A 23,333-nucleotide genomic window follows, 5' to 3' on the forward strand; every position below is an offset into this window, starting at 1 on the left:
GTTATTTTTTCCAAAAGCTATGAGTAAAAAGTGTAAAAACAGTAAAATATTCTAACCGACCCACGATCATAGCGACCGAGAGTATCCAAATACCGGTGTCTGAAACGGGTTGAAAGTTAGCGCCAACTTCACCAAATCCAGGGCCAAGTACATTGACGCATGCAGCTACTGCAGTAAATGCGCTCCAAAAATCCAGACCCGTTGCCATAAGCAACATTGTAAACAGTAAGCTTGAACCAACAGCAAAGGTCATAAATGCCATAATTGCATGGCGTACATCTTCTTTAACGGGCGATCCTTGATACTTCAGTGTAAATATCGCTCTTGGGTGAAGCAGCTGTTTAATATTGTTATTAATCATTTTGCCAACAATAATGTTACGAATTATTTTATTTCCGCCAGCCGTTGAACCTGCACAACCACCAAGATAGCCGGCAATAACCAGTAAAAACCCAGCCTCAGCTGGCCAGTCAGTAAAGCTTGCTGCGCCATAACCGGTGCTGGTAATAAAAGAAATAATATGAAATGTAGAGAAACTAAATGCTTCAAGTACATTTGAGTAGCTGTCTTTAAGCAGTAGCATGGTGGTTAAAAGAACCGATAAAAGCACCACTATATAAATAAAATAACGCGTCTCTTCATCATGATAATAACTAGTAATGGCTCTTTTGTGCGCTACTTTGAAGTGCAAGGCAAAGTTAATCGCTCCTGCAAGCATAAATACATTAGCTATCCACAGCAGTAAGTGGCTGTGGTAATACCACATACTGGCATCATGGGTTGAAAAGCCCCCAGTTGAAACCGTGGTAAAGGCATGTGCAATCGCATCGTAAAAACTCATTCCGCCAGCATAATAGGCTAAAGTACAAAGTACGGTGATTGCTAAATAAACGCCCCATAAATAATGAGCGGTACTGGCAACGCGCGGAGTTAATTTTTCGTCTTTAATGGGGCCTGGTGTTTCTGCTTTTAATAATTTCATGCCACCAATATTCAACATAGGTAAAATAGCCACTACAAAAATTACAATGCCTAAACCGCCCATCCATTGTAAGAATTGTCGATACAATAAAAAGCTAGCAGGCATGTTATCGAGCCCGGATAACACCGTTGCGCCAGTGGTGGTTAAGGCGCTGATTGACTCAAATACCGCGTCGCTAAAGTTAACGCCAGTGACGACTAGAATAGGAATGGCGCCTAACACACCGGCTATAATCCACGTTACTGTGGCGTAAATAAGTGCATCTCTGAATGTTGCGGCGGTTAGATCAGTTTTACGTAAATTGATAAGTAGCACTAAAGCGACAGAGATCATCGTTGCGCCAGGAATAAGAAATGCGCTAATAACTCGGTCTTTAAAAATAAATAATGAAAGCGCTGCAAAGACCAGTTGTACCACTCCCATCCAAATAATAGGAAAGGCGAGTAGTCTTAAGGTGATTTTCCAATTTATCATCAATACGCCTTATCAAATACCTATAGCAGGTAACACGCAATCACTAAAGTTGAGTTGAATATACGGGATCAAATAGTAAAGTCAGCGCTGCACTGCAAAGCTTTATAAAGATTTTATAAATGAGATAAAAAACTTTATAAAAACTTTATAGAGGCAATATTGAAAAGGCAGTAACCTATGTAGTTAATTGTCAGAGGAATCGTTAATGAATCAAGTGCAGGGCAAACCAAGCAAATATAAAGCATTTTTTTTGGCGGTGATAATGCCGATCATTGTAGTTATGGCGATTTATCCGTTACGAGATTGGTTTTCGACCACCGACATTGTGATGTTACAGCTGTTATGGGTCGCCTGGGTTGCAGTTCGCAGTAACCGACGCGTTGCAGCCATTACCACCTTGGTCAGTGTAGCGTGTACCGATTGGTTTTATGTTACCCCGTATTTTACTTTTCATATTGAAAATATTGAGTATCTAGTTACTTTTATCGTGATGCTCATTGTGGGACTGATGATCAGCCAGTTAGCGGGCGAATTAAACACTAAGGTGCGAGATGTACAATTACACGCGAGTAATAGTCGAACACTGTATGAGCTGGCTAAAGGATTAAATAGTTTAGACGCACTGGATGAGCAAAAGCAGTACTTTCAGCAGCTTATTAGCGAGCATTTGGCCATTACTTGCCAATTTCAACAAATGCGTCAGCAAGTGGCAGGTGAATTTATGCTATTAAGTGATAAAGAGCAAAGTATGGGGGGGTTTGCTTTTGCAACGTTACTGTCTGAAGGACAAAGGAGCTTCGTAAATACCGCAATTTCATTGTTGTATCAGGTACATGAGAAAACCTTACTGAGGCAGCAGTCGGCGGCAATTTCAGTTCAAGCTGAACTCGAGCGTGCTAAAAATGCATTATTACGCAGTTTATCTCATGACTTGCGCACGCCACTGGCAACTATTATGGGCGCCTCAAGCATGTTGGCCGATGATGAGATCACACTCAGTGAAGCGATAATAAAAGAGCAGGCCGGTAATATTTATGAGCAAAGTAAAATTCTTAATCAGCATTTTGACAAGGTGATGGAGCTTAGCCGAGTAAATAAAATGGGCGAAAACCTGTGCTGGCAAACAATTAACTTGCAAGCTTTGCTAAGCGAAGCAAAAGCACGTAGGCAGCAGCAATTAGCGCATTTTGTGGTAACAACAAATATTGATGCCAATTCGAGCTGCCAAGGCGATGTGACACTGTTAGAAATAGCACTGGCAAATATGCTCGAAAATGCATGGCGTTATGGTGATGGTGAGGTGGTTGTTGAATTTACCCAAAGCCGTTACGAGTCAGCGGTGAGTTATCAATTACTATTGAGCAATAAATTAATTAGCAAGCCACAGGCAAGTGCTGATGAAGGTGTAGGGCTTGGCAGTGTAATTTGTGATGTGGTTGCTAAGTTTCATCAAGGCACATTTTCACTGACGATAGATAACGATACAGAAATGGCCTTGGCAAAATTAATCTGGATAAAAAATAATGACTAAAATCTTAATACTTGAAGATTCTCCGCCGTTGCAAAGCTTTTTAAAAACCTTACTGCAAGCCAGTGGCTATGAGCTGAGTATTTGTGATAAAGGGCTGGATGGTTTTGCACTTTTAAGTGAGCAAAGTTATGACCTTGTATTATTAGATTTAGGGCTTTTGGATATGGATGGTCAAGACTGGCTAGTGGAGTTTAGGCAATGGAGCCAGTTACCGGTATTAGTGCTTTCAGCTCGTGATGGTGAAGTGGAAAAAGTCACTGCGCTTGATAATGGGGCCAATGATTTCCTTACTAAACCTTTTAGCGCCAATGAACTATTAGCGCGTATTCGGGTGTTACTGCGTACTAATAATCAAGTCAGTTTTGCGTTGCAATGTGGCGACATTTGTATTGACCCAAATAAGCATATTGTGCGTGTTGGTGACAATGAGGTTAAGCTGACTAAAAAGGAATATGCAATCTTACTGTTATTATTTCAAAATAAAGATAAGGTACTGACTCATAATGCAATATTAAGCCATATATGGGGAGAGCAATATATAAATCGTCCTGAATATGTGCGTGTGCATGTAGCGCAGCTAAGGCAAAAATTAGAGGCAAATCCCGCAAGCCCAAAGTATTTACTTACTGAGCCTGCGGTAGGATATAGATTAGTAGATTAAAGTATTAAAGCGCTCTTTAGTTCACTTTGAAATAGCTAATGTACTGCTTCAGTGTTTTTGATAACTCAGCCAATGCGACTGCTTCTTGTGCATTGTTTTTTAAGGATAAACTGGTTTCCTTGGACATGTTAGCGATTTCCTCTACACCAGAACTAATTTCTGACACAGTGGCAACTTGCACTGATGTTGAGTCGACAATTTCAAGCACTTTTTCCAAGGAATCATTAGCTTGTTGTTGTATCTCTTGCAGTAGTTGATTGGCTTCATCCATCAATAATAAACCACTTTCTACTTGTGGTACTGTGGTTTCCATCGCAGTGACAGATGCTTGGGTATTATCTTGGATCTGTAAAATCATTTTCTCAATATCACCGGTCGCATCACCTGTACGTTGGGCGAGTTGCCTAACTTCATCAGCTACAACGGCAAAACCACGTCCAGATTCGCCTGCACGAGCGGCTTCAATAGCTGCATTTAGCGCTAGTAAGTTAGTTTGATCTGAAATACTACGTATCACACTTAATATATCACCAATGTTTTTAACATGATTTTGTAGTATGTTTACTTGTTTGACTGTTGCTTTCACTGTAGTTGATATGCCGCCAATTTCGGTTGCTACTTTTTGCACCGATTGACTACCTTGTTGTGATAATTGTGCGGTAATTTTTGAATTATCTTCAGTTTGTTTTACTGCACTGGCAACTGAGTGAATGCTATGGCTCATATTGGCTAAATTGGTGACGGCAGAGTTAGTTAGCGTAACTTGATTATCTGCGGCATAAAGTGCTTGTTGTGAGCCTGAGGCGACACTTGCTGAATGAGATGAAAGCTCTTGTGAAGAATCAATAATGCTATTGACGATAGCTTTCAATTCTTTTTGCATTACTTGAACTGATGCCATCATACTATTAGGGCTGCAGGAATTTATTTCAGTGGTTAAATCACCTTTAGCGATACGTGCAATTACTTCTGCTGCTTCTTGAGGTTCACCGCCTACTGCATTTTTAATTTTTGAACTAATAATATAGGCAATTACAGCGCCAATAATAACAGCCAGTGCAGTTAATGAAATCATCCATAGCTCAAATGAGCTGGTTATCTCACGTGTTTTATCCGTTAAATTATGATTTGTTTGTTCTTGCAGATTGATGAATTGATTAATGCTGTCCAACCATTCTACAAATGAGGGACGCGCATCGGTTAGTAATAGCATAGTTGCGTGCGTTATATTATTAGCACGTTTAGCGGCGATAATATTTTCCACTAAGGGGAGGGTATGCTCTTCTATCTTATCAATTTTTTTCATTAGGGAGCGCTCGTGATCAGTCATTTGATCAACCAAGCTCGCCATTTTTTCATGCGATATTTGGTAATTGTTATTGAGCTCATTTATTAAGCTAATCGTATCGCTTAAATCACTAGCATTTGTTAATAGCACCACATCCCGTATTGCTATTGCCCTATCATGTACTGCGCCCCTAAAATCAATAGCATAACGCTGCTTAACAGAATTTACATCGTTAATTTCAGTTATATTATTGTCAATTTGACTTACTTGAGATGTGCCAATAATGGTTAATGTGAGCATCATTAATAAGATCACTCCAAAACCAGTGGCGAGGCGCATATTTATGGTCATATGTTTTCCAGTATTATTTGGTGCGATTTTATATTGGCTGATTATAACTCAACGTAATTCGTTAAGTGGAATGACTTACAAAACGAATTTACTTTTCTAATAATCAGTTATGTATCAATAATGTTGAACAATTAATGTGCAGCAGTCAAGTTAATGAGCAACTGCACTTTTGAATTGTAAAGCTTAAAAAAATCTATCTCGATAGACCGAACCGGAATGAGTGCATCGCTTGGCTGTAAAACCACCTTAAACAGCCAAAACGAAAACTAACTTAGTCGTACTTTGCCTCTAACTCGTTAGCGGAATGAAATTTCTCGTGAGTTTGTAATTGCTCATCGTATTTAACGAGATTTTTAAAATGTGCTAGTTGACCTGCATTTTTAACAATTTCAACAATAAACGACATCATAAAATCAGCACCGGTTAGAGAGTCTCCCACTAAGTAACGTTTACCTTCTAAGCGGTCATTAAAGTAACTAATAACTTTGGCGGTTTCTGCATCGGCATAGCCTTCTAAAAATTGCGTTTTAGCGCCATCTTTTTTCACAAACATTTTTAATAATAGCGGTAAAATTGCTGAGCTTTCAGCGAAGTGCAGCCATTGCTGGTAGTCAATATAGTCTTTACTGTCACGGCTTGGCGCAAACTTACCGTTACCGTATTTACTGATCAAATAGTCGGTGATCGCACCTGATTCAGCAATGATTTGGCCATTGTCCTCAATGACTGGTGATTTGCCCAGTGGATGAATCGCTTTAAGCTCATCAGGAGCTAAAAAGGTTTCACTGTTGCGTTGATAAGCCACAATTTCGTAGTCAACGTCTAGCTCTTCGAGTAACCAAATAATACGTTTAGAGCGGGATTTATTTAAATGGTGTAACTTGATCATAGTTATCCTTAAAAGCGCAGCCGTTGCTGCGCAGGGTAAATTTAAAGCGGTTTATTTACTTGTACTACCGTTTTGCCAAAGTTCTTGCCGTCAATCATATCGTTAAACGCTGATACGGTATTTTCAAAACCTGTTACTAAATGTTCACGGTAATGAATTTTTCCTTCGCTAAGCCATTTTTGCATATCAGTGGCGAACTCATCATAACGATGGCCATAATCATCAAAGATAATAAAGCCTTGCATACGAATGCGCTTAGAGAGAATTTGACCCATTAGAGCCCCCATGCGATCAGGTCCTTGTGGTAACTCAGTCGCATTATATTGCGACACTAAACCACATAATGGTACGCGCGCAGCGGTGTTTAATAGTGGTAATACGGCATCGAAGACTTTTCCGCCCACATTTTCATAATAAACATCAATACCTGCATCACATGCGTCAGCTAACTGTTTGGCAAAGTCATCGCTGCGGTGGTCAATACAAGCATCAAAACCAAGCTTTTCGACTGCGTATTGGCATTTTTCATTGCCGCCTGCCACACCGACTACTTTACAACCTTTGAGTTTAGCAATTTGCCCAACAGTTGCACCTACTGGGCCTGTTGCTGCTGCAACCACCACGGTTTCACCTTCTTTCGGTGCACCAATATCAAGTAGCCCCATATAAGCGGTAAAGCCAGGCATACCCATAATACCTAATGCATACGATGGATTACTTGGCTCTTTGCCTAATGGCATTAATCCTTCGCCATTTGAAATCGCATATTCCTGCCAGCCTGTATAGGCTAGTACCCAATCGCCTTTTGCAAACTTGTCGTTATTTGATTGCTCAATTTGACATACGGTTGCGCCAACCATGACATCGCCAATCTCAACAGGGTCTGCATATGATTTTGCATCACTCATGCGGCCACGCATGTATGGGTCTAATGATAAATAAATAGTGCGTAGTAATACTTCACCTTGTTGTAGTTCAGGCATTTGTACGCTTTTAAATTCAAAGTTATCAAGCGTTGGCGCACCATGAGGACGAGACTTTAGAGTAAATTGTTTATTTGAAATAGCTTGCATAATTTTTTCCTTGTCTGATTAAAAGAAGGCTGCATAACGGCTGTAAATCTAAATGCTCAGTCGTTATAGTCTCTGCAGCGAATTAAATGCTTAACTAATGAAATTAGGGCTATGCTTGATAAATTCAACAGCCAGCCTAGATAAGTTTATCGCTATACGGAGAATCACTTTTGTAGCTGTGCAACAGCTACTCTGCTTACTGCTATTTGGCAGAATTTTTGTTTTTTCTTACAACTTTGAGAGCGCATGTTGAGTGGTTAACTTGGGTGTTTAACATTATGATAAACATTATTTAAGCTTTAAATCATTTGAAGGTAGTTATGAGCGCCACACAGTCAGCACATCTAAAACAAAGAGCTGCCTAACTCTTTTTTATTACGAGAATATAAAAAGCAGGCACCGCAATCAGTGTCTGCTCTTACATTTTAAACCCCCACAATTAAGAAGGGGGTTTTTTATGCTTAATTACGCTTGCGGTTTAATTAAGTATTTTTCACCTGTGGCATGTTTCGAGTAAGCCTCAATTGATTGTAATTGTAAGGCCTCTGGCAATGACACATCATGGGTGTAATTACTTGCAAAGGTTGTGGTAATTTCATCTGCAATACGTTTACGCATTGCAATTACTGTATTAGTACCAAGTTTGCCTAACGCATTGAATAGTAAGAACCCATTAACACCCCACGCAAAGCCAAAGTTGCGATTTAGCGTAATTGGGCCGCGGTTTAAGGCACCATAAATATAAACTTGCTTGAAAGTGTCAGAGCCATAAACGCTGTATTCTGTAATGTCACGAGTTGCAGCGACTTCCATACAGTTAAGAATGTCACTCGTTAGTTGGCCACCACCAATTGGATCAAACGCAATCGTTGCACCGGTTTCGATAATTGCGGCTGTTAAATCAGCAAGGAAAGTATCATTACTTGAGTTAACAACATACTTTGCCCCCATATCACGTAGTAACTTTTCTTGCTCTGGCTTACGTACAATATTGATTAAATCAACACCATCGGCAATACAAATTCGATTTAGGATTTGACCAAGATTAGAGGCCGCTGCGGCATGAATAATTGCTTTATGGCCTTCAGCACGCATTGTTTCAACCATTGCTAATGCAGTAAGTGGGTTAACAAAAGCCGACGCACCTTCTTTAGCCGTCGTTCCTTCTTTTAATTCTAAGCAGCTTTGCACATTTGCGCATATAAATTTGCGATACGTACCACCACCAATTACAGCAACAGTTTTACCCATTAATGCTTGTGCAGCTGGCGATGAGCCTGCGGCCAAAACCGTACCTGCGCCTTCATTGCCAACGGGTGTGGCTTTACCAACACGTGTTTTAAGTGATGGCATAAATTGAGCAGGAACATCAGCGGTAATAACTGGGTTTTGCTCAGTACCAGTTTGCTTTGCACTGGACATATCAGCGGCGCTGAATAAAACGCCTAAGTCAGATGGATTTAATGGCGTAGCCTCAATACGAATCACTACTTCATCGGCACCAGGTTGTGGCATATCGATATTTCTTAGGGCAAGCGTTAGTTTATTATCTTCACTGATAGTTGAAGTAAGTTGGATATTTTTATCTGTCATTATGTCCGCTCCTGAAAAATTTGTATGAATTTGTGCAAACGCTAAGTATTACTTAGCATTTACTACCTGAATGTGAGCTTTTATTTTTTGCAAAGCCGACGATGGCTAACAACGCTAGTAAATGAAATAAAAACACATACGTTTAAGCTGAATACATTATTACTTGTTTTAATCTGATTATATATAGGAGAAAATGCCAATAACTTTTGTCTTTAAGACAATAATGCTGCTCATTAGAAGGAGAATTTAGATGGATCAACTACGTGCAATACGATACTTCATTAAAGTTGTCGAAACGGGTAGCTTTACCAAAGCGGCGAGCACGTTTAATGTGCCGCCTTCTTCTTTATCAAGACGAGTGGTTGATTTAGAAAAAAGCTTAGGAGCAACGCTTTTAAAACGCACAACCCGGCTTGTGAAGCTGACAGAAGTGGGGCTAATTTACTATAACGACGTTCAGCAAATAGTAAACCAGTTAGAGCAAAGCCACGAAACTGTGCGCAGTTATCAAACAACACCAATGGGGCGCTTATCAATAAGTTCGATGGTAAGTTTTGGTGATAAAATATTACTACCGTTGTTAGATGAATTTAATGCGTTATACCCCGAAATTATACTCGATGTTAGCTTCAGTGATGAACTATCGACATTGGGCCGTGACGATGTTGATATTGCTATTCGCGGTGGTTATGCACCCAATGAGCGCGTGTTAGCCATAAAATTGATGGACAATGAGTTTATTCCTGTAGCGTCACCAGGTTATTTACAGCAGCACGGTGTGCCTAGTCATGCTATGGCGTTAAAGCATCACAATGGCCTTTATTTTAAAACGCCACTAGGGCCAACCCCTTGGCTATGCAAAGTAGATGAGCAATGGCATGACGTGTCAGGGCCTGCTGTGGTTATTTCGAATAACGGAGCATGGCTTAGTAAAAAAGCCTGTAATGGGGAGGGCATTTTAATGTCAACTCGCTGGGCACTTGCTCCATACCTTGAGTCGGGCGAGTTGCAAGAACTTAAGTTTGAACATCAGCTTGCGGTAACGCAAAACTCTAATATGGCTATTTATTTGTTATATCAAAAACAGCGATATTTAGTACCAAAAGTGAAAGCCGCCGTAGATTTTTTGGTACAAAAAATAAAGGTAGAAGCCGATTGAGCACAAAGTTATAGAGCTTTCTATTAGCGTCACAGCACTGTTAATAAAATCTTTTTAGTTATTAAAGAAATTGAAAAATTAAATGAGAAAGCACACAAGTTGTGTTAAAAATAACCTTTAGATAGATGTTGTTAGCGAGGGAATGAAATGAAAATACAACTGTTGGTTTTACTGCCACTGCTAGTCAGTGCTTTTGTGAGCGGTTTGGTAAAGGCAAATGATGAAGTATTGTCGGTCGATCAAGTTGCGTTACAGGGAATGCAGTTTAGTTTTGAAAATGATGCGAAAGTAAGGCCTAAAAACAGTGATTTCAGTGTGGTTAACTCTGTGCTGATGAGCAGTGAGCAAGGCCGGCGAGTCGCAGTGGTGACAATTCGTAATGACGCGTCAGGTTCACGCATTTTACAGGCTGAACATATTATGGCGTTATTTGCCGATGGCAGACGAATATCGCCTATGGCTCTGGCTGACAATATTAAACTAGACGATGGTGAGCAGCGCACATTAACGCTGTCGTTTGGCGAAGACAATTTCCCGATTTTGAGCATCTTCACCAGTAATAATTTAAATTAGGAATAATAATAAAATGAAAGCGATGATCTGTGGATTGAGCTGTGCAGCACTTTTTAGTGCCACCAGTATTGCGCAGCACAGTAAGGAGTTTGTGCCTGATAATGTGTTTACTCAAGGCGTTGAAGGACCTGTTTTTTATAAGCAGCATTTATACGCAGTTAATTTTGCTGATCAGGGCACCATTGGTAAGGTTGATAACAATGGTAAAGCCAGCTTATTTTTAAAGCTGCCAAATGACAGCGTTGGTAATGGTTTGCAATTTGATGGCCAAGGTAATCTCAATATTGCGGATTATGTAAATCATAATATTTTAAAAGTGCCTGCTAATAGTAAAAGCGTTGAGGTTTTTGCTCATAATAAAACCATGAATCAACCAAATGATATTGCCATAACTAAACGCGGTGTGTTGTTTGCCAGCGACCCTAATTGGGCTGATGCTACCGGCAAATTATGGCGTATAAATACAGATGGCAGTACTCAATTATTAGAAGAGAATATGGGCACCACCAATGGTGTGGCGGTTAATAACAGCAATAGTAAACTCTATGTAAACGAAAGCGTGCAGCGGATTATTTGGCAATATGATCTTGATAGTGAGCTAAACATCAGCAATAAGCAGCCGCTGATCACATTTGACGATCATGGTATGGACGGCATGCGTGTTGATAACCAAGGTAACCTGTATGTAGCCCGTTATGGCGCAGGTGTTATTTTAAAAATTAGTCCCGCAGGTAAGATATTGCAAACCTATACTTTAACAGGGCAGCATCCAACCAATGTGGCATTTAATGACCAGCAAACCAAGCTGTTTGTCACTATGCAAAAACGCGGTGCGATTGAAGTGATAAATGTGGAGTAAAACTGCGGACATTCTGTGGGAATTGACTTAGTTGTGATTGTTTAAAGACCCTAATTTGCACAAAGAGAAGTGAATGAGGGTAAATGAGACACCCAGAAATACGACGGGCAACGGATTAATCCTAGCACCTAGATACTTTTCTAGAACCTTTACCCATGTAGGTCGCTATTTATGGCGTCAATATTTTCCTCATCAGCGCAGCGTCTCATGACTTCTTTGTGAATAAGTTACTTAGAGTCCATCTGCAAGATGAGTAGCAAATGTTTTGATTCAACTAATCTAATATGAAAAGCGCACCGGGCAGGGTGCGCTTTAAGGGTTTAATCCTGTGTTGCTATGAGCAATTTGGGATTAACTAAAAACTCGGTGAGTAACGAACTGCAACGCCCACTGTACGGCCAATAACGCTGTAATCACTCACAGTATTAAAGTGGTTAGCGCCAATGTCAGGTGTTGGTGGTGCTTTGTCAAACAGGTTATCGATACCAAAGTTAACGGCGATAGTGTCGGTTGCTTGCCACGATGCAGCAAAGTCCATGTAGTCTTGTGCTGAAATTGTTTCTGTTCTATCTACAGCATAGTCTACTTCACCGATTCTGCGCCAGCCTAATTGGAAGTTCATGGTATCTAGCTGCCAATCAAACGTGGCGCGATGTTTATAATCGGCTTGTAAGATACTCGCAAAATCGCCTGAACACGCGCTACCGTAAGTGCCTTTACAATCAACTTCGGCTACGGTGCTATTATTTTGGCGAGTTTGTTTTGTTACAAAGTTACCTTGGTATGAGAGCCTAAAGCGACCGCCTAAATCCATTGGTGCATCAAATACATAGTTGGCTGCTAAATCGATACCAGCTTGTTCAATCGCTGCAAGGTTAAAGTCATTTACGATCGCGGTGCTAATAAAGCCTGTATTAGGATCGCGAAGTACTGCGCCACACAATGGGTTGTTCGGATTTGGATCGTCGATATAGCAGCTTTGTAATGCTGCAGCAGGTTGAATTTGACTTACCGCATCGGTTACACGAATGCTATAGTAATCAAGTGATAGGTCAAAGCCCTCAATGTAACTTGGAGTATAAACTACACCTAAAGTATCTGATTCTGCTTGCTCAGGCTTGATGTTCGGATTACCGCCGTAAGTATACTCGGCTGTTGTTGAGTCATACTCAGTGCCCACTGGCGGTGCGCCAAAAGCGGCACATTGCGCTGCGTCCCCCGTACCTAGCAAACATGGATCGCCATTAAAGCGACCAGCAAAGCGTGGTACAAATTGGTCACTATTTTGGTCAAATAAAGCTAATGATAACCCCGTGATCGGACTTGCGAATTCGCCTAAGTTTGGTGCTCTAAATGCAGTGAGCTTATTAGCACGAATACGAATGTCATCGTTAATTGCCCAGTTTATGCCAAGCTTATAAGTGTCTTCGGCTTCGGTGTTTGAATAATCAGAAATACGGTAAGCACCTTCAAAACTAAGTTCTTTTGCAAATGGCATATCAATTAAGATCGGCACTAAAATTTCTGCATAAAACTCACTACTGTCGAAGCTGGCGTCCATATCAAATGCGCTAACTGAGGCAAAGCTAGTGCCATTTCTAAATGCATCTCCCGGTGTTTGCTTGCCCGTTTCTTTGCGGTACTCATAACCAATTGCAAAATCGACATAACCGGCAGGTAATTCAAATAAGGCACTAGAATCGCCAGAGAGAGTTGCAGCAAATACACTTTGAGTACGTTCACGGGTGGTATATAACAGTGGATCGCTAAATTCATTTAGATCTAAATTAGGATCAAAAATATCGCTGCTATTGGCAATATTGCCAAAGCGACTATTGCCACTGTTATCATTTTTATAGCCATTGTTGTAAATTGTAGCGACTTCGTCAGTTTGACCGTATTGACCATAAATGTCGTAACGTAAATAATCGTTAATATCGCCTTTTAAACCCAGTTGAAATTGTAATGAATCACGCACGGCTTCAGTATGTTGAACGCCAAGGCCTAAATTACGCTCAACATTGACTAGCGCATTTCCATCAGCATCAAAGGTGAGTTGTTGGCGTAGTTCATCAGGAATATATTGGTTATCTTGTGTGAGGGTTACTTGTTCATTAACAAGAATAGGTGTTTGGCCGCTAGCACCAGCCCCATTAACGGTTACTTTTGAATACATAGCGCGGCCGTAAATGATTGCGCTGTCACTGGCATCTACATCAAATAATAACCCAGCAGAAAATCTATCCATTGGCTGAGTTAAATAACGGTCGCCGGTAAAGTCACTGGTTTGACGGTCGCTCACGACTTGCCCTGCATCATTAATCGCTAAACTGTTGCCGCTGGCAACATCGGTGTAAAACCCGCCGCTATTAATCATAGTTGCGCCATTATCTAAGGCATAATCACGTTCACCAGCAAGTAATTCTTTACGTTCAGAATAACCAAGGTAGCCAGTAATATGGCCACTACCATCAGCTATATCGCCACCAAAAATGGCTTCAAAATTAAGTTTTTCATTGCCACCATCAGCTGTTTCATAACTACTTGAAAACTCAGCGCCGGTAAAGTCATCATCAAGCACAAAGTTAACCACGCCAGCTACTGCATCGGCACCATAAACAGCAGCCGCACCGCCAGTTAAAACATCAACACGTTTGATCAAACCGGCAGGAATTGTATTGACGTCAACTGAGTTACGAAAACTAAATGGCACAGCGCGCGTACCGTCAATTAATACCAAAGTTCGGTTTTGACCAAGACCACGTAAATCAATAGTCGATGAGCCAAATGAGTCACCTACCGTTGCACCTGTACTATTAGCGCCCGCTGCGGCTTGTGGTAATTTTGCGGTAATATCTTCTACATTCACCGCGCGATCTAGGTGTATTTGTGCTTCGTCAACACTCACTACTGGGCTACTTGAAACTAATTCTGTTCGCTGAATTCGCGAGCCAGTAACCGTAATTACTTCAGGTTTTTTTTGCTGCACTTGTTGCTGTTCAGCGGCCAATAAAGCAGGGCTAGTAGTGGCAATAACTGCCAGTGCAATTGGTGATAGCAGGTGGAGTGGGCGCATTGAGTTAGGTTTGCAGTGTTTCATGGTCTGTTCCCGTGGTTATGTATTTTTTGCTATTATGAATTTTATCGTTGTCGGTACACTCAGTGTGTTGGTAAGTTTTAAAGCATTTTTAACGTATTTGCAATAATTATTCTTTCAATGTTTAAAGTTAAGGTATAAAGTATTCTTTAGTTTGAAGTGAATGTACATTCATTAGTATTTTGATTTTTAAGGGTAAAAAGAATGCATCAGCATATATTACAACTGTATAACAGTGCTAAAAAACAACAAAGATTAATAATTGGTCTGATGAGTGGGACTTCATTAGATGGGTTAGATGTTGCATTGTGCAAAGTCTCAGGGCATGGCATGGACACCCAAATTGATGTGTTAGCCTTTGACACCGTTGGTTATGATGATGACTATAAACAGAAAATAAAAACAGTATTTGCCAAGCGCGAATGTGATTTGGAGTTAGTTACTTTACTTCACCCTTGGGTGGGGCAATTACATGGCAAAATGGTATTGCAGTGTTTAGCTAAATGGAAAGTTGCTGCAGCTGATATTGATGTGATTGCAAGTCACGGGCAAACTATTTATCACTGCCCTAAAAGTCAGCATAGCCAGAGCGATTTTAATCATGGCACTTTGCAAATAGGTGATAGCGACCATTTAGCGGTTACGACAGGTATTACCACGATTGGCGATTTTAGACAAAAGCACATTGCAGCGGGCGGAGAAGGCGCACCACTTGCGGTATATGGCGACTATTTATTTTTTAGCAGCTTAACTGAAAATCGTATATTACTGAATATGGGTGGCATTGCTAACCTGACTTTTTTACCACAATCTGCTGATGCGAGCGCTGTATTTAGCTCTGATATTGGCCCAGGTAATACCATTATGGACGCTTATATACAGCGTTATTTTGCGCCGCTTCATTATGACAAAGATAGTTTAATTGCCAACCAAGGCCAGATAAATCAGCCGCTGTTGGATGAGTTATGCCAAGATGAATTTTTTAATTTAGACTTTCCTAAGACGACAGGCCCTGAAGTTTTCAATTTGGCTTATTTACACCAAGCACAAACGACAACCAACACCCTACAGCTAAGCCACGAAGATGTGATGGCAACACTAAATCGATTTTCGGCGATGATGATTGCACAGGCTATTAATCAATGCAGTGAAAAATTAGCCGATGTTACAGTTTATGCCAGTGGCGGGGGAATACATAATCCACTGTTGATGAAGCATATTTTATCTTTGTGCCCACAGTTACATGAGATTAAAAATACCCATGCTCTAGGTATCGACCCAGATGCGAAAGAAGCAGTTTTGTTTGCGATTTTAGCGAACGAATGTTTAGCGGGTGGCCAGCAACGTTTTGGTAATCAAGCGCAGGGCATACCCACCATTACTATGGGTAAAGTCAGCTTTGCGGATTAAAATAATGATAAAAATGAACTACTAAAACTTGTCATATATTGGCGCAGTGAATGACTTTTAGAAACTAGAGCCGGCTCGTATTGTGGTATATAACCTGCGCCATATTCCTTGATTGCGACATCAAATTCAGCACTGTCTTTGAGGGTGGCATGTAAACCATGCAACATTAATTGCAGCACATATTCGTCGCTTTCATCACTGAGAGTTATTTTTTCAAGTGTCAGCGTTACCGTACCGGCTTCTATATCGCTCAGACGCAGTGTGTATTGCATAAAGTAACGTGCATCACGCGCTGCTATATGTGTTGCACTTAACGAAACAGTGTCGCCTTCATGCGCATCTTCTGGTAATACACAAAGCAATGTAATTTCATGCTGCGCGTTTGCATTTAGATGCAGCGTATCGTACTCCATAGTATGTGCCATGGCAGCTGATAGCGGATCTTCAAAAGATTGCAGTGCAAAGTTCAAGCGCACTAAAGGAGTGGTCATTGAAGTCAGTCGTCTTTTCTAGGTTAATTAAATCGAATGGAAATTATCCTATAGTTTAATTGCAGATTTATGACTAATTGAACGTATTTTCATCATTTTTAACTTGGCGTGCTAAAACAATGCAGCAGCAGTTGTTTATAGGTAATATCAAGCTTATAAATTTTATAATAATAAATTTAAAATCCATTTTTAAATGTTTACTTAATAGCAGCAAGATTGGCTGATTTACAAATGGGTAATAGCACTCGCAATAAACTGTGATTTGGGTATAGTCAACTTAATATAAATAGCTGAGAATTATCATGTTTAAACGAATAGCGCTCTTTTTATCAGTATGTTTAGTGCCGCTACTGTCTTTTGCTGTAGATAATAAGCCGTTTGTAGGGCAGATAAGTGCAGCTGATTTACTTAACGATTATCAGCAATTTTCCAGTGAATATAATAACTTTGTGCCAACTGTTGCCGAAACACAAGCCATGCAAACACTCAAAGGTAAAGATATTTTGGTGTTATTTGGCACTTGGTGTCACGATAGTCAGCGTGAAGTACCACGGTTACTTAAATTACTTGATAGCTCCAAGGTGGCATTGGCCAGCTTAAAGTTGGTCGCTGTCGGTTATGATAAACGCGATCCTGAAGGGATTGCAGCACGCTACCAATTAAAGTATTCACCAACGATTATAGTATTAACAGCAGGCAAAGAGCTTGGGCGGTTAGTTGAAAAACCAAAGGCGTCTATTGCTTCAGATTTAAGTCAATTTAATCCAGTAACAGAGTAAAAGTATGAGGGATCAAATTATTGCTGCTATTTTGGTATTTGTTGGCTGTATTGTTTTAAGTTTAGTTTTTCACTTGGCACTGAAGAAGGTTGAACGTCGTTTTGATGGCCATGCCGCGGAATCGTTTCGTTTAATTTCAAACTCACAAAAAGCGATTTTGATTTTTATTGGCACTATATTAGCGCTCTCTAAGCTTGATTTTGATGTAACTGGTTTAGTCGCTGGCTTGGGTTTAACAGGGTTTGCGTTAGGGTTTGCGCTTAAAGATGCAATTTCAAATCTCGTTGCAGGGATAATGGTTGTGCTTTATAGACCTATTAAGTTGGGTGATAACATCGAGGTCGCGAGCTGTAAAGGTGTCGTGGTCGATTTAAACCTCAGATATATTACTTTACAGACCGATGGCTGTCGTCATTTAGTTCCCAATTCATTGATGCTCAGTAATAAAGTAACAATAAATAACTCGTAATATTTTCAACTAGCTAATTACAAATGAGCTGATTAAAATAGCCTATAAATCTAAGAGTGATGACTAAACTAATGTTTGAGCAAGTAATCGCGTTAATTGATGAAGCAAATAGTCAGGATCCAAATCAAGAACACTATGCAGGTAAAGTGTGGCCTAAAGAGCGTTTATATTCAGAGCGTATGACGCAGATGTTAAACCGTTTTAAACCTGATGCTGATGAGCTAATGCATATTGCTGTGAGAGCACAGCACATAAAGCGTTGGTGTTCGCCGCGAAGTCACTTTCCAATGGATAAACAAGGCTATCATCAGTGGCGCAGTGCGTTGTATATTTTTCATGCCAGTACTGTGGTTGAATTAATGCAGCAAGTTGGTTGTTCTGATGTTGATCAGCAACGAGTATATGCAGCGGTTGCGAAAAAACAAATCAAGCGAAATCCTGATAGTCAATTGGTGGAAGATATCGCAAGTTTAGTGTTTATTGAGTATTACATGTTGGCATTTGTGCAAACAAAACCAGACTACGATGAGCAAAAGTGGATTGGGATTTTGCAACGTACATGGCAAAAAATGTCTAATGAGGCACATGACTTTGTGTTGGCGGGTAATATTACTTTACCAGCGCCGTTAGTACCGCTAATTGAAAAGGCGCTTGCACCGAGTTAATATCTCACTGCGATGAGTAATAAAATGCAAAGGAACTGGATATGCGCTGCCCAAGGACAAATATAGAACTCACTAAACTAATGGTCGGGGGGATCGAGGTTTTCTCATCCGCCAATGGTGGGGTATTTTTTGATAATCGCCAGATTTTTAATTTTAGTGATCCATCTTTAAAAAGAGCGCTGGTGCTTGCTGAGCACTTGGCTGCTTTACCTGACACAGACGTTGATTTAACGGCACGAATTAATTGCCCTAAGTGCCCGAGTGTCGTGATGATGCGGCGCTTTTTTACACCTCTTCATGTGGTCGAAATTGATGAGTGCCCAAGTTGTGCGGGTATTTGGCTAGATCCAAAAGAACTTAATAAAATTCACGACAATCACTTAACAGCGAAAGAAAAACAATTACTAGTGAACCAGCAAGCCAATAATCATGGTTTTATACCAATCGTGTTAAGTTACTGACCAATTATAGCGACAGATAAATGGAGTGATAACAAGGCGTAAATTTTGACATGTAGTTGTTCTACTTGAAAAAATTATAACGCAGTTAGCGCTTTATTTAGCTCGCTAGAATGGTTAAATATTTAAGTCGATTGGTATTATACATTTTGAAATACCGACTAATCGATTTAGCCAGCGAGGTATTAAGAAAAACCACAACAAAAATACCGAGAGTTTAGTTGAAATCGCTTTAGCTTCGTTTTTGGACTAACTCTGCAGAGCAACTTAGTCTTGGTTAAGTTGCTGTTTTACGTTTTGTACTTTCGCTAAAATTTGCTTATCAACAACCACAGGCAATACCAATTCTATATTTTCTAATGTGGCGATGACTTGTGTTTTCAACTGTGTCTGCTGTTCAATTTGCATAACTTTAAGTGTTTCAGCGGTTTGTAATTTTACTTGTTCAGTCACTAGCGCTTCAGTTGGGCTTAGTAGCATCAATGTTAGTAGTAATGTATTCATATTAATCTCCTTATTTAAATTACCGCTAAGATAAGGAAATTAGATGACAGTTACGTGTGGCTTATATTGCTACAAAGTTAAACTTTAATGCTGTTTTGATGAAGAGCTAGGCTTGTACTAAGCAGATCAAAGTACCTTCAATGGCTCTTACGTAGGCATAATATTGAGTTCCTCTACAGCTAGGGGGGCAAAGAGGCTCTGCGCCAGCAAGCACCGCTTTATCGTAACTTTCACTGAGATTAGTACAGCTAAAGCGCAGCTCAAAACCTAGCGCTGGTTGCTTTGGGTGAGCGCGGATATAACCTTGTTTAAAATGGGCTTGAGCATACGGGTGATTCGCAAAAGCAATTTTTACATCGCCAGTAGCAAGCTCTCCATATTCGGCATCATCGCTGAGGGCATGAGTGGCAAAACCAAACGCTTGAAAATAAAAGTCTAAGGTTTCTTCAACGTTATCAACATAGATAACCTGATTGATTAATTCCATTGATGACTCTATTTAAGTTTACATCTTTTAAATAAAGCACAGTTTCCTGAGATTTGCGACATCAGGTAAAACTAAACACTTAAATTTGTTTATAAAAAAACCTTGTAAGGGTGTGCCCAACAAGGTTCAATTTTTCAGCTTTCAGCTTTCAGCTTTCAGCTATATCATTTATTGCGGTTTTCTTTACTAAATGCGCGGATCTTACGTTTTTGCGAAAGAGTCACTTTATTAGTACGTCCTGCAAATGGGTTGTCACCTTCTCTAAACTCGATTTTGATAGGCGTGCCCATAATTTTTAATGCTTTACGGTAGTAATTCATTAAGTAGCGTTTATAGCTATCTGGTAAATCATGTACTTGGTTACCGTGAATTACGATACGTGGTGGGTTATAACCCCCCGCATGCGCGTATTTTAGCTTAACACGACGGCCACGAACCAGTGGCGGCTGGTGATCAGCTTGTGCCATATCCATGATACGGCGCAGCATAGCAGTGCTAATACGCTTAGTTGCTGATTCATAAGCTTCGTCAATTGACTCAAACAAATGACCAACACCTGTACCATGTAAAGCTGAGATAAAGTGTAAGCGTGCAAAGTCAATAAAGCCTAAGCGACGGTCAAGCTCCGATTTAATACGATCTTTCACGTAATCATCAAGGCCATCCCATTTATTCACAGCAATAACCAGTGAGCGGCCAGAATTTAAGGCAAAACCAAGTAAGCTTAAATCTTGATCCGAAATGCCAGCGCGGGCATCTACAACCAATAGCACCACGTTACAATCTTCGATTGCTTGGAGGGTTTTGATCACTGAGAATTTCTCAACCACATCGCTGACTTTTTTGCGTTTACGTACACCAGCGGTGTCGATCAACACGTATTCTTTTTCGTTACGAGTCATTGGAATATAAATAGAATCGCGGGTTGTGCCCGGCATATCATAAACAATAACGCGTTCTTCACCTAATATACGGTTAGTCAGTGTTGACTTACCTACGTTAGGACGACCGATAATAGCAAGTTTTACTGGCTTATCTGCAAATGCTTCATGCGCTGTAGAATCTTCATCATCTTCAGAATATAAATCGATTAACTCGTCGTCATCGCCTTTACCATCATCATTTTGCGCACTCAGCTCTGCAAGCAAAGGCTGTAAGGTGTGTTCAAGTAACAAGGTAATACCACGGCCATGAGCGGCTGCAATATGGTGTACTTCGCCCAGCGACAATTGGTAGAACTCAGCACAGTTTGAGTCAGCATCAATACCATCAGTTTTATTGGCAACAACAAAGCTTTTCTTTTCTTGTTTACGTAAATGGTTGGCAATAGCTTGATCAGCTACTGTCATACCTACACGTGCATCAACTAAGAATAATACGATGTCGGCTTCTTCAATCGCCAGTAGCGATTGATCAGCCATTTCGATTTCGATGCCTTCTTCAGAGCCATCAATACCGCCCGTGTCTACCACGATAAATTCATAGCCATCGTAATTAGCTTGGCCATATTTTCGATCTCGCGTTAAGCCTGGAAAATCGGCAACGAGTGCATCACGCGTACGTGTTAAACGGTTAAATAATGTGGATTTGCCCACATTGGGTCGCCCAACTAGAGCGATCACGGGAAGCATAAACTACCTCTTAAAAAAACAACAAAAGGCTTCGCATAGCGAAGCCTTAAAAAAATAAATTAACTATTAATAACTTATAGTTATTTAGCAAATTAGTCCGGTATTTTTACCGCACTAACTTCACCATCTCGGGTGTATAAAATCAGTTTGTCGTCAGCAACAATTGGCTCAATAAAAAAGCCTGAACTGTCGAAGTCTTCACGCGATACAAGCTCGCCTGATTCTTTATTTAGCCAATGTAGATTACCTTCTTGGTCACCTATGGCTAAGTAATTTCCTGCTACCGCAGGCCCTGTTAAGTACCAACCACGAAGGGCTGGCTGACTCCAGCGTTCAATGCCAGAGGTTTTATCTAATCCATAAACAACACCATTACTGTCTACTACGTAAATAGTTTGGGTGTCCATGGCAATGTCACGGTAACTGCTGTATTCGCGTTTCCAGACAACATTACCAGAGCGAATATCTACAGCTGCTAAGTTACCATTATAAGCAATAGCATACGCATAAGGACCACTGATCAGAGGTTGTGTATCAACATCGACTAAACGTTCGAATTCTGATGCGCCTTTTGGTGTAGCAATTTCAGCACTCCACGCAGAGTAACCACTGTCAGAGATAAGTACGCTTAACTTGCCTGTTTCAAGGCCAACTAATACACCGCCGTTAGCAACGGTCGGAGAGCTTTGCCCACGTAGTGTTAATGCGGGGACTTCTTGCTCATGGCTCCAACGCTCTTCACCGGTATCTGGGTGAAGGGCTAATAATTTACCTGAGCCTAGGTTAACATATATAAGGCCATCACCGGCAGCTGGTTTTGCTAACACTTCACCGGGTACTTTTTTGCGCCAAACAACATCACCCGTTTCACGGTCAAGGGCAACTAAATAACCATGCTCGGAGCCGATAAAAATTTTACCATAAGCTTGTAAAATACCACCGGATAATTTTGCACTAATGTCGCTTTGCCATGGCCAAAAGGTCAAATTTTCGCGAACATCAGTCTCCCAAAGAGTATTACCGTTTTCAAGCGATAGCGCTTCGACTTTACCAGCACGGTTAGCTACAAAAACACGGTCTTTATATACCGCCGGTGTTAGCCGAGAAAAGTAATGTTCAACACCGTCACCAATGCTTTCTTGCCAAATTACTTTGGTTTCAAACTGATTAACGATTTCAGGCAACACCAGTTCGTCTTCGTCATCGCTTGATGAACAACCGACTAAGGTTGCCATGCATAGCGCTATGGTTGCCGCTGTTAATTTTTTCATGGTAACCCCTTACGCCGTTGGGCTAGTTACTGCTAAGTCATCAAGTTTGATTTGCAATAATGGGTTATTCTCCAGACCGCCCGCATCAGCAGCAGTCTGATAAGCACTGCGAGCTTGATTTGCATCGCCTTGAGCTGTGTATATATCACCTTTAAGCTCAGCGACTGTTGCAGTGAATGAATCTGCAAGTTTAGCGTTAAGCGTTGTTAAAGCTTGGTCGTATTGCTGCTGTGCTATTTGCACGCGAGCTAAACGGGTGGTCGCCGTTGCTTTTAAATCTGCATTGGTAACATTAGTCATTATCCAGCTGAGTTTTTCACTGGCTACATCAAGTTGACCTTTTTCTACGGCTTCTTTAGCAGCAACAAAGGCTGCAAGTGCGCTGTAGTTAGTATCTTTGTGCTCTGCGATAAATGTATCTGCAGAACCTAATACCTCACCACCTTCAACCAGCTGAGTATATGCATCAGAGGCACTTTCAGCAGTTGTAATTTGATTTTGGTTATATGCTTTCCAGCCATACAGGCCACCTAAACCAAGCACTACACCTAGCGCCAGTGATACACCATTTTCACGAAAAAAACGTTTGATCGCTTCAGCTTGTTGTTCTTCTGTTGAATAAATATCCATTACTACCT

At 40.6% G+C, this 23,333-nt stretch carries 21 protein-coding genes and 1 pseudogene; 10 read left to right on the top strand and 12 right to left on the bottom strand.

What is annotated here, in order from left to right; all coding sequences use genetic code 11:
• Nucleotide 1: 1 nt before the first annotated feature.
• Nucleotides 2–1,456 (bottom strand): TrkH family potassium uptake protein, encoded by a 1,455-nt coding sequence (locus H5154_RS10605; RefSeq protein WP_182718254.1) that lies wholly within the window; start codon nt 1,454–1,456, stop codon nt 2–4.
• 205 nt (nt 1,457–1,661) lie between these two features.
• On the opposite strand from H5154_RS10605, the gene H5154_RS10610 reads away from it, so the two are divergent.
• Both H5154_RS10610 and H5154_RS10615 read left to right on the top strand, forming a co-directional pair.
• On the top strand, nt 1,662–2,987 hold the full coding sequence (locus H5154_RS10610) for a DUF4118 domain-containing protein (protein WP_182718255.1): 1,326 nt from the start codon (nt 1,662–1,664) through the stop codon (nt 2,985–2,987).
• Nucleotides 2,980–3,648 (top strand): response regulator, encoded by a 669-nt coding sequence (locus tag H5154_RS10615; RefSeq protein ID WP_149981938.1) that lies wholly within the window; start codon nt 2,980–2,982, stop codon nt 3,646–3,648. Before H5154_RS10610 ends, H5154_RS10615 begins: the two co-directional genes overlap by 8 nt.
• 16 nt (nt 3,649–3,664) lie before the next feature.
• Here the strand turns inward: H5154_RS10615 and H5154_RS10620 are convergent, their stop codons facing one another.
• The 4 genes from H5154_RS10620 to H5154_RS10635 form a co-directional block, all read right to left on the bottom strand.
• Nucleotides 3,665–5,287: a methyl-accepting chemotaxis protein gene (locus H5154_RS10620; RefSeq protein WP_182718256.1), complete on the bottom strand. Its 1,623-nt coding sequence runs from the start codon at nt 5,285–5,287 to the stop codon at nt 3,665–3,667.
• A gap of 271 nt (nt 5,288–5,558) precedes the next feature.
• The gene (locus H5154_RS10625) at nt 5,559–6,176 is read right to left on the bottom strand and encodes a glutathione S-transferase family protein (protein ID WP_182718257.1); all 618 of its coding nucleotides are present in this window, start codon (nt 6,174–6,176) and stop codon (nt 5,559–5,561) included.
• A gap of 41 nt (nt 6,177–6,217) precedes the next feature.
• On the bottom strand, nt 6,218–7,249 hold the full coding sequence (locus tag H5154_RS10630; protein WP_182718258.1) for an NADP-dependent oxidoreductase: 1,032 nt from the start codon (nt 7,247–7,249) through the stop codon (nt 6,218–6,220).
• A gap of 465 nt (nt 7,250–7,714) precedes the next feature.
• Complete coding sequence (locus H5154_RS10635) at nt 7,715–8,842, bottom strand: zinc-binding dehydrogenase (RefSeq protein WP_182718259.1); 1,128 nt, start codon at nt 8,840–8,842, stop codon at nt 7,715–7,717.
• Between the two features lie 250 nt (nt 8,843–9,092).
• Here H5154_RS10635 and H5154_RS10640 point away from each other — a divergent pair, with 250 nt between their 5' ends.
• From H5154_RS10640 to H5154_RS10650, 3 genes are all read left to right on the top strand, one after another.
• Nucleotides 9,093–10,001, top strand: a complete 909-nt coding sequence (locus H5154_RS10640; RefSeq protein ID WP_182718260.1) for a LysR family transcriptional regulator — start codon at nt 9,093–9,095, stop codon at nt 9,999–10,001.
• A 147-nt stretch (nt 10,002–10,148) separates the two neighbouring features.
• Complete coding sequence (locus H5154_RS10645; protein ID WP_149981933.1) at nt 10,149–10,574, top strand: hypothetical protein; 426 nt, start codon at nt 10,149–10,151, stop codon at nt 10,572–10,574.
• A gap of 13 nt (nt 10,575–10,587) precedes the next feature.
• Entirely contained in the window at nt 10,588–11,433 is an 846-nt protein-coding gene (locus H5154_RS10650) for an SMP-30/gluconolactonase/LRE family protein (protein WP_182718261.1), read from the top strand.
• 355 nt (nt 11,434–11,788) lie between these two features.
• Here H5154_RS10650 and H5154_RS10655 read toward each other — a convergent pair whose 3' ends face one another.
• Complete coding sequence (locus H5154_RS10655) at nt 11,789–14,533, bottom strand: TonB-dependent receptor domain-containing protein (RefSeq protein WP_182718262.1); 2,745 nt, start codon at nt 14,531–14,533, stop codon at nt 11,789–11,791.
• Between the two features lie 201 nt (nt 14,534–14,734).
• Between H5154_RS10655 and H5154_RS10660 the strand changes: the two genes are divergently transcribed.
• Nucleotides 14,735–15,940, top strand: a complete 1,206-nt coding sequence (locus H5154_RS10660) for an anhydro-N-acetylmuramic acid kinase (protein WP_182718263.1) — start codon at nt 14,735–14,737, stop codon at nt 15,938–15,940.
• On the opposite strand, the gene H5154_RS10665 is transcribed toward H5154_RS10660, so the two are convergent.
• Nucleotides 15,937–16,431 carry a hypothetical protein gene (locus H5154_RS10665; RefSeq protein ID WP_182718264.1) on the bottom strand — a complete coding sequence of 165 codons (495 nt, stop codon included), beginning with the start codon at nt 16,429–16,431 and terminating at the stop codon, nt 15,937–15,939. The genes H5154_RS10660 and H5154_RS10665 overlap by 4 nt on opposite strands.
• Before the next feature lie 302 nt (nt 16,432–16,733).
• On the opposite strand from H5154_RS10665, the gene H5154_RS10670 reads away from it, so the two are divergent.
• The 4 genes and pseudogenes from H5154_RS10670 to H5154_RS10685 form a co-directional block, all read left to right on the top strand.
• A complete protein-coding gene (locus tag H5154_RS10670; protein WP_182718265.1) occupies nt 16,734–17,210 on the top strand; it encodes a thioredoxin family protein in 477 nt (158 codons plus the stop codon).
• A gap of 4 nt (nt 17,211–17,214) precedes the next feature.
• Nucleotides 17,215–17,679, top strand: coding sequence for a mechanosensitive ion channel family protein (locus tag H5154_RS10675; RefSeq protein WP_182718266.1), 465 nt, complete (start codon nt 17,215–17,217; stop codon nt 17,677–17,679).
• Between the two features lie 71 nt (nt 17,680–17,750).
• The gene (locus H5154_RS10680) at nt 17,751–18,344 is read left to right on the top strand and encodes a DUF4202 domain-containing protein (RefSeq protein ID WP_182718267.1); all 594 of its coding nucleotides are present in this window, start codon (nt 17,751–17,753) and stop codon (nt 18,342–18,344) included.
• 41 nt (nt 18,345–18,385) lie between these two features.
• Nucleotides 18,386–18,790, top strand: a pseudogene (locus H5154_RS10685) (zf-TFIIB domain-containing protein); the annotation flags it as partial.
• A 279-nt stretch (nt 18,791–19,069) separates the two neighbouring features.
• On the opposite strand, the gene H5154_RS10690 reads toward H5154_RS10685, so the two are convergent.
• The 5 genes from H5154_RS10690 to H5154_RS10710 all read right to left on the bottom strand — a co-directional run bounded on the left by H5154_RS10690 (nt 19,070) and on the right by H5154_RS10710 (nt 23,325).
• Nucleotides 19,070–19,306: a hypothetical protein gene (locus H5154_RS10690; protein ID WP_182718269.1), complete on the bottom strand. Its 237-nt coding sequence runs from the start codon at nt 19,304–19,306 to the stop codon at nt 19,070–19,072.
• A gap of 106 nt (nt 19,307–19,412) precedes the next feature.
• On the bottom strand, nt 19,413–19,793 hold the full coding sequence (locus H5154_RS10695) for a VOC family protein (RefSeq protein ID WP_182718270.1): 381 nt from the start codon (nt 19,791–19,793) through the stop codon (nt 19,413–19,415).
• Nucleotides 19,794–19,957: 164 nt separating this feature from the next.
• Complete coding sequence (gene der, locus H5154_RS10700) at nt 19,958–21,424, bottom strand: ribosome biogenesis GTPase Der (RefSeq protein ID WP_145239710.1); 1,467 nt, start codon at nt 21,422–21,424, stop codon at nt 19,958–19,960.
• Nucleotides 21,425–21,516: 92 nt separating this feature from the next.
• Nucleotides 21,517–22,695 (bottom strand): outer membrane protein assembly factor BamB, encoded by a 1,179-nt coding sequence (bamB, locus tag H5154_RS10705; RefSeq protein ID WP_149981919.1) that lies wholly within the window; start codon nt 22,693–22,695, stop codon nt 21,517–21,519.
• Between the two features lie 9 nt (nt 22,696–22,704).
• Entirely contained in the window at nt 22,705–23,325 is a 621-nt protein-coding gene (locus tag H5154_RS10710; protein ID WP_149981918.1) for a tetratricopeptide repeat protein, read from the bottom strand.
• Nucleotides 23,326–23,333 lie beyond the last annotated feature (8 nt).

Source organism: Pseudoalteromonas sp. SR44-5, from assembly GCF_014163675.1.
GTDB lineage: Bacteria > Pseudomonadota > Gammaproteobacteria > Enterobacterales > Alteromonadaceae > Pseudoalteromonas > Pseudoalteromonas rhizosphaerae.

What these genes read in the sequence shown, in the direction of transcription:
- H5154_RS10605 (WP_182718254.1), bottom strand. Translation starts at nt 1,456, where the DNA reads ATGATAAATTGGAAAATCACCTTAAGACTACTCGCCTTTCCTATTATT.
- H5154_RS10610 (WP_182718255.1), top strand. Translation starts at nt 1,662, where the DNA reads ATGAATCAAGTGCAGGGCAAACCAAGCAAATATAAAGCATTTTTTTTG.
- H5154_RS10615 (WP_149981938.1), top strand. Translation starts at nt 2,980, where the DNA reads ATGACTAAAATCTTAATACTTGAAGATTCTCCGCCGTTGCAAAGCTTT.
- H5154_RS10620 (WP_182718256.1), bottom strand. Translation starts at nt 5,287, where the DNA reads ATGACCATAAATATGCGCCTCGCCACTGGTTTTGGAGTGATCTTATTA.
- H5154_RS10625 (WP_182718257.1), bottom strand. Translation starts at nt 6,176, where the DNA reads ATGATCAAGTTACACCATTTAAATAAATCCCGCTCTAAACGTATTATT.
- H5154_RS10630 (WP_182718258.1), bottom strand. Translation starts at nt 7,249, where the DNA reads ATGCAAGCTATTTCAAATAAACAATTTACTCTAAAGTCTCGTCCTCAT.
- H5154_RS10635 (WP_182718259.1), bottom strand. Translation starts at nt 8,842, where the DNA reads ATGACAGATAAAAATATCCAACTTACTTCAACTATCAGTGAAGATAAT.
- H5154_RS10640 (WP_182718260.1), top strand. Translation starts at nt 9,093, where the DNA reads ATGGATCAACTACGTGCAATACGATACTTCATTAAAGTTGTCGAAACG.
- H5154_RS10645 (WP_149981933.1), top strand. Translation starts at nt 10,149, where the DNA reads ATGAAAATACAACTGTTGGTTTTACTGCCACTGCTAGTCAGTGCTTTT.
- H5154_RS10650 (WP_182718261.1), top strand. Translation starts at nt 10,588, where the DNA reads ATGAAAGCGATGATCTGTGGATTGAGCTGTGCAGCACTTTTTAGTGCC.
- H5154_RS10655 (WP_182718262.1), bottom strand. Translation starts at nt 14,533, where the DNA reads ATGAAACACTGCAAACCTAACTCAATGCGCCCACTCCACCTGCTATCA.
- H5154_RS10660 (WP_182718263.1), top strand. Translation starts at nt 14,735, where the DNA reads ATGCATCAGCATATATTACAACTGTATAACAGTGCTAAAAAACAACAA.
- H5154_RS10665 (WP_182718264.1), bottom strand. Translation starts at nt 16,431, where the DNA reads ATGACCACTCCTTTAGTGCGCTTGAACTTTGCACTGCAATCTTTTGAA.
- H5154_RS10670 (WP_182718265.1), top strand. Translation starts at nt 16,734, where the DNA reads ATGTTTAAACGAATAGCGCTCTTTTTATCAGTATGTTTAGTGCCGCTA.
- H5154_RS10675 (WP_182718266.1), top strand. Translation starts at nt 17,215, where the DNA reads ATGAGGGATCAAATTATTGCTGCTATTTTGGTATTTGTTGGCTGTATT.
- H5154_RS10680 (WP_182718267.1), top strand. Translation starts at nt 17,751, where the DNA reads ATGTTTGAGCAAGTAATCGCGTTAATTGATGAAGCAAATAGTCAGGAT.
- H5154_RS10690 (WP_182718269.1), bottom strand. Translation starts at nt 19,306, where the DNA reads ATGAATACATTACTACTAACATTGATGCTACTAAGCCCAACTGAAGCG.
- H5154_RS10695 (WP_182718270.1), bottom strand. Translation starts at nt 19,793, where the DNA reads ATGGAATTAATCAATCAGGTTATCTATGTTGATAACGTTGAAGAAACC.
- der (WP_145239710.1), bottom strand. Translation starts at nt 21,424, where the DNA reads ATGCTTCCCGTGATCGCTCTAGTTGGGCGACCCAATGTGGGCAAATCC.
- bamB (WP_149981919.1), bottom strand. Translation starts at nt 22,695, where the DNA reads ATGAAAAAATTAACAGCGGCAACCATAGCGCTATGCATGGCAACCTTA.
- H5154_RS10710 (WP_149981918.1), bottom strand. Translation starts at nt 23,325, where the DNA reads ATGGATATTTATTCAACAGAAGAACAACAAGCTGAAGCGATCAAACGT.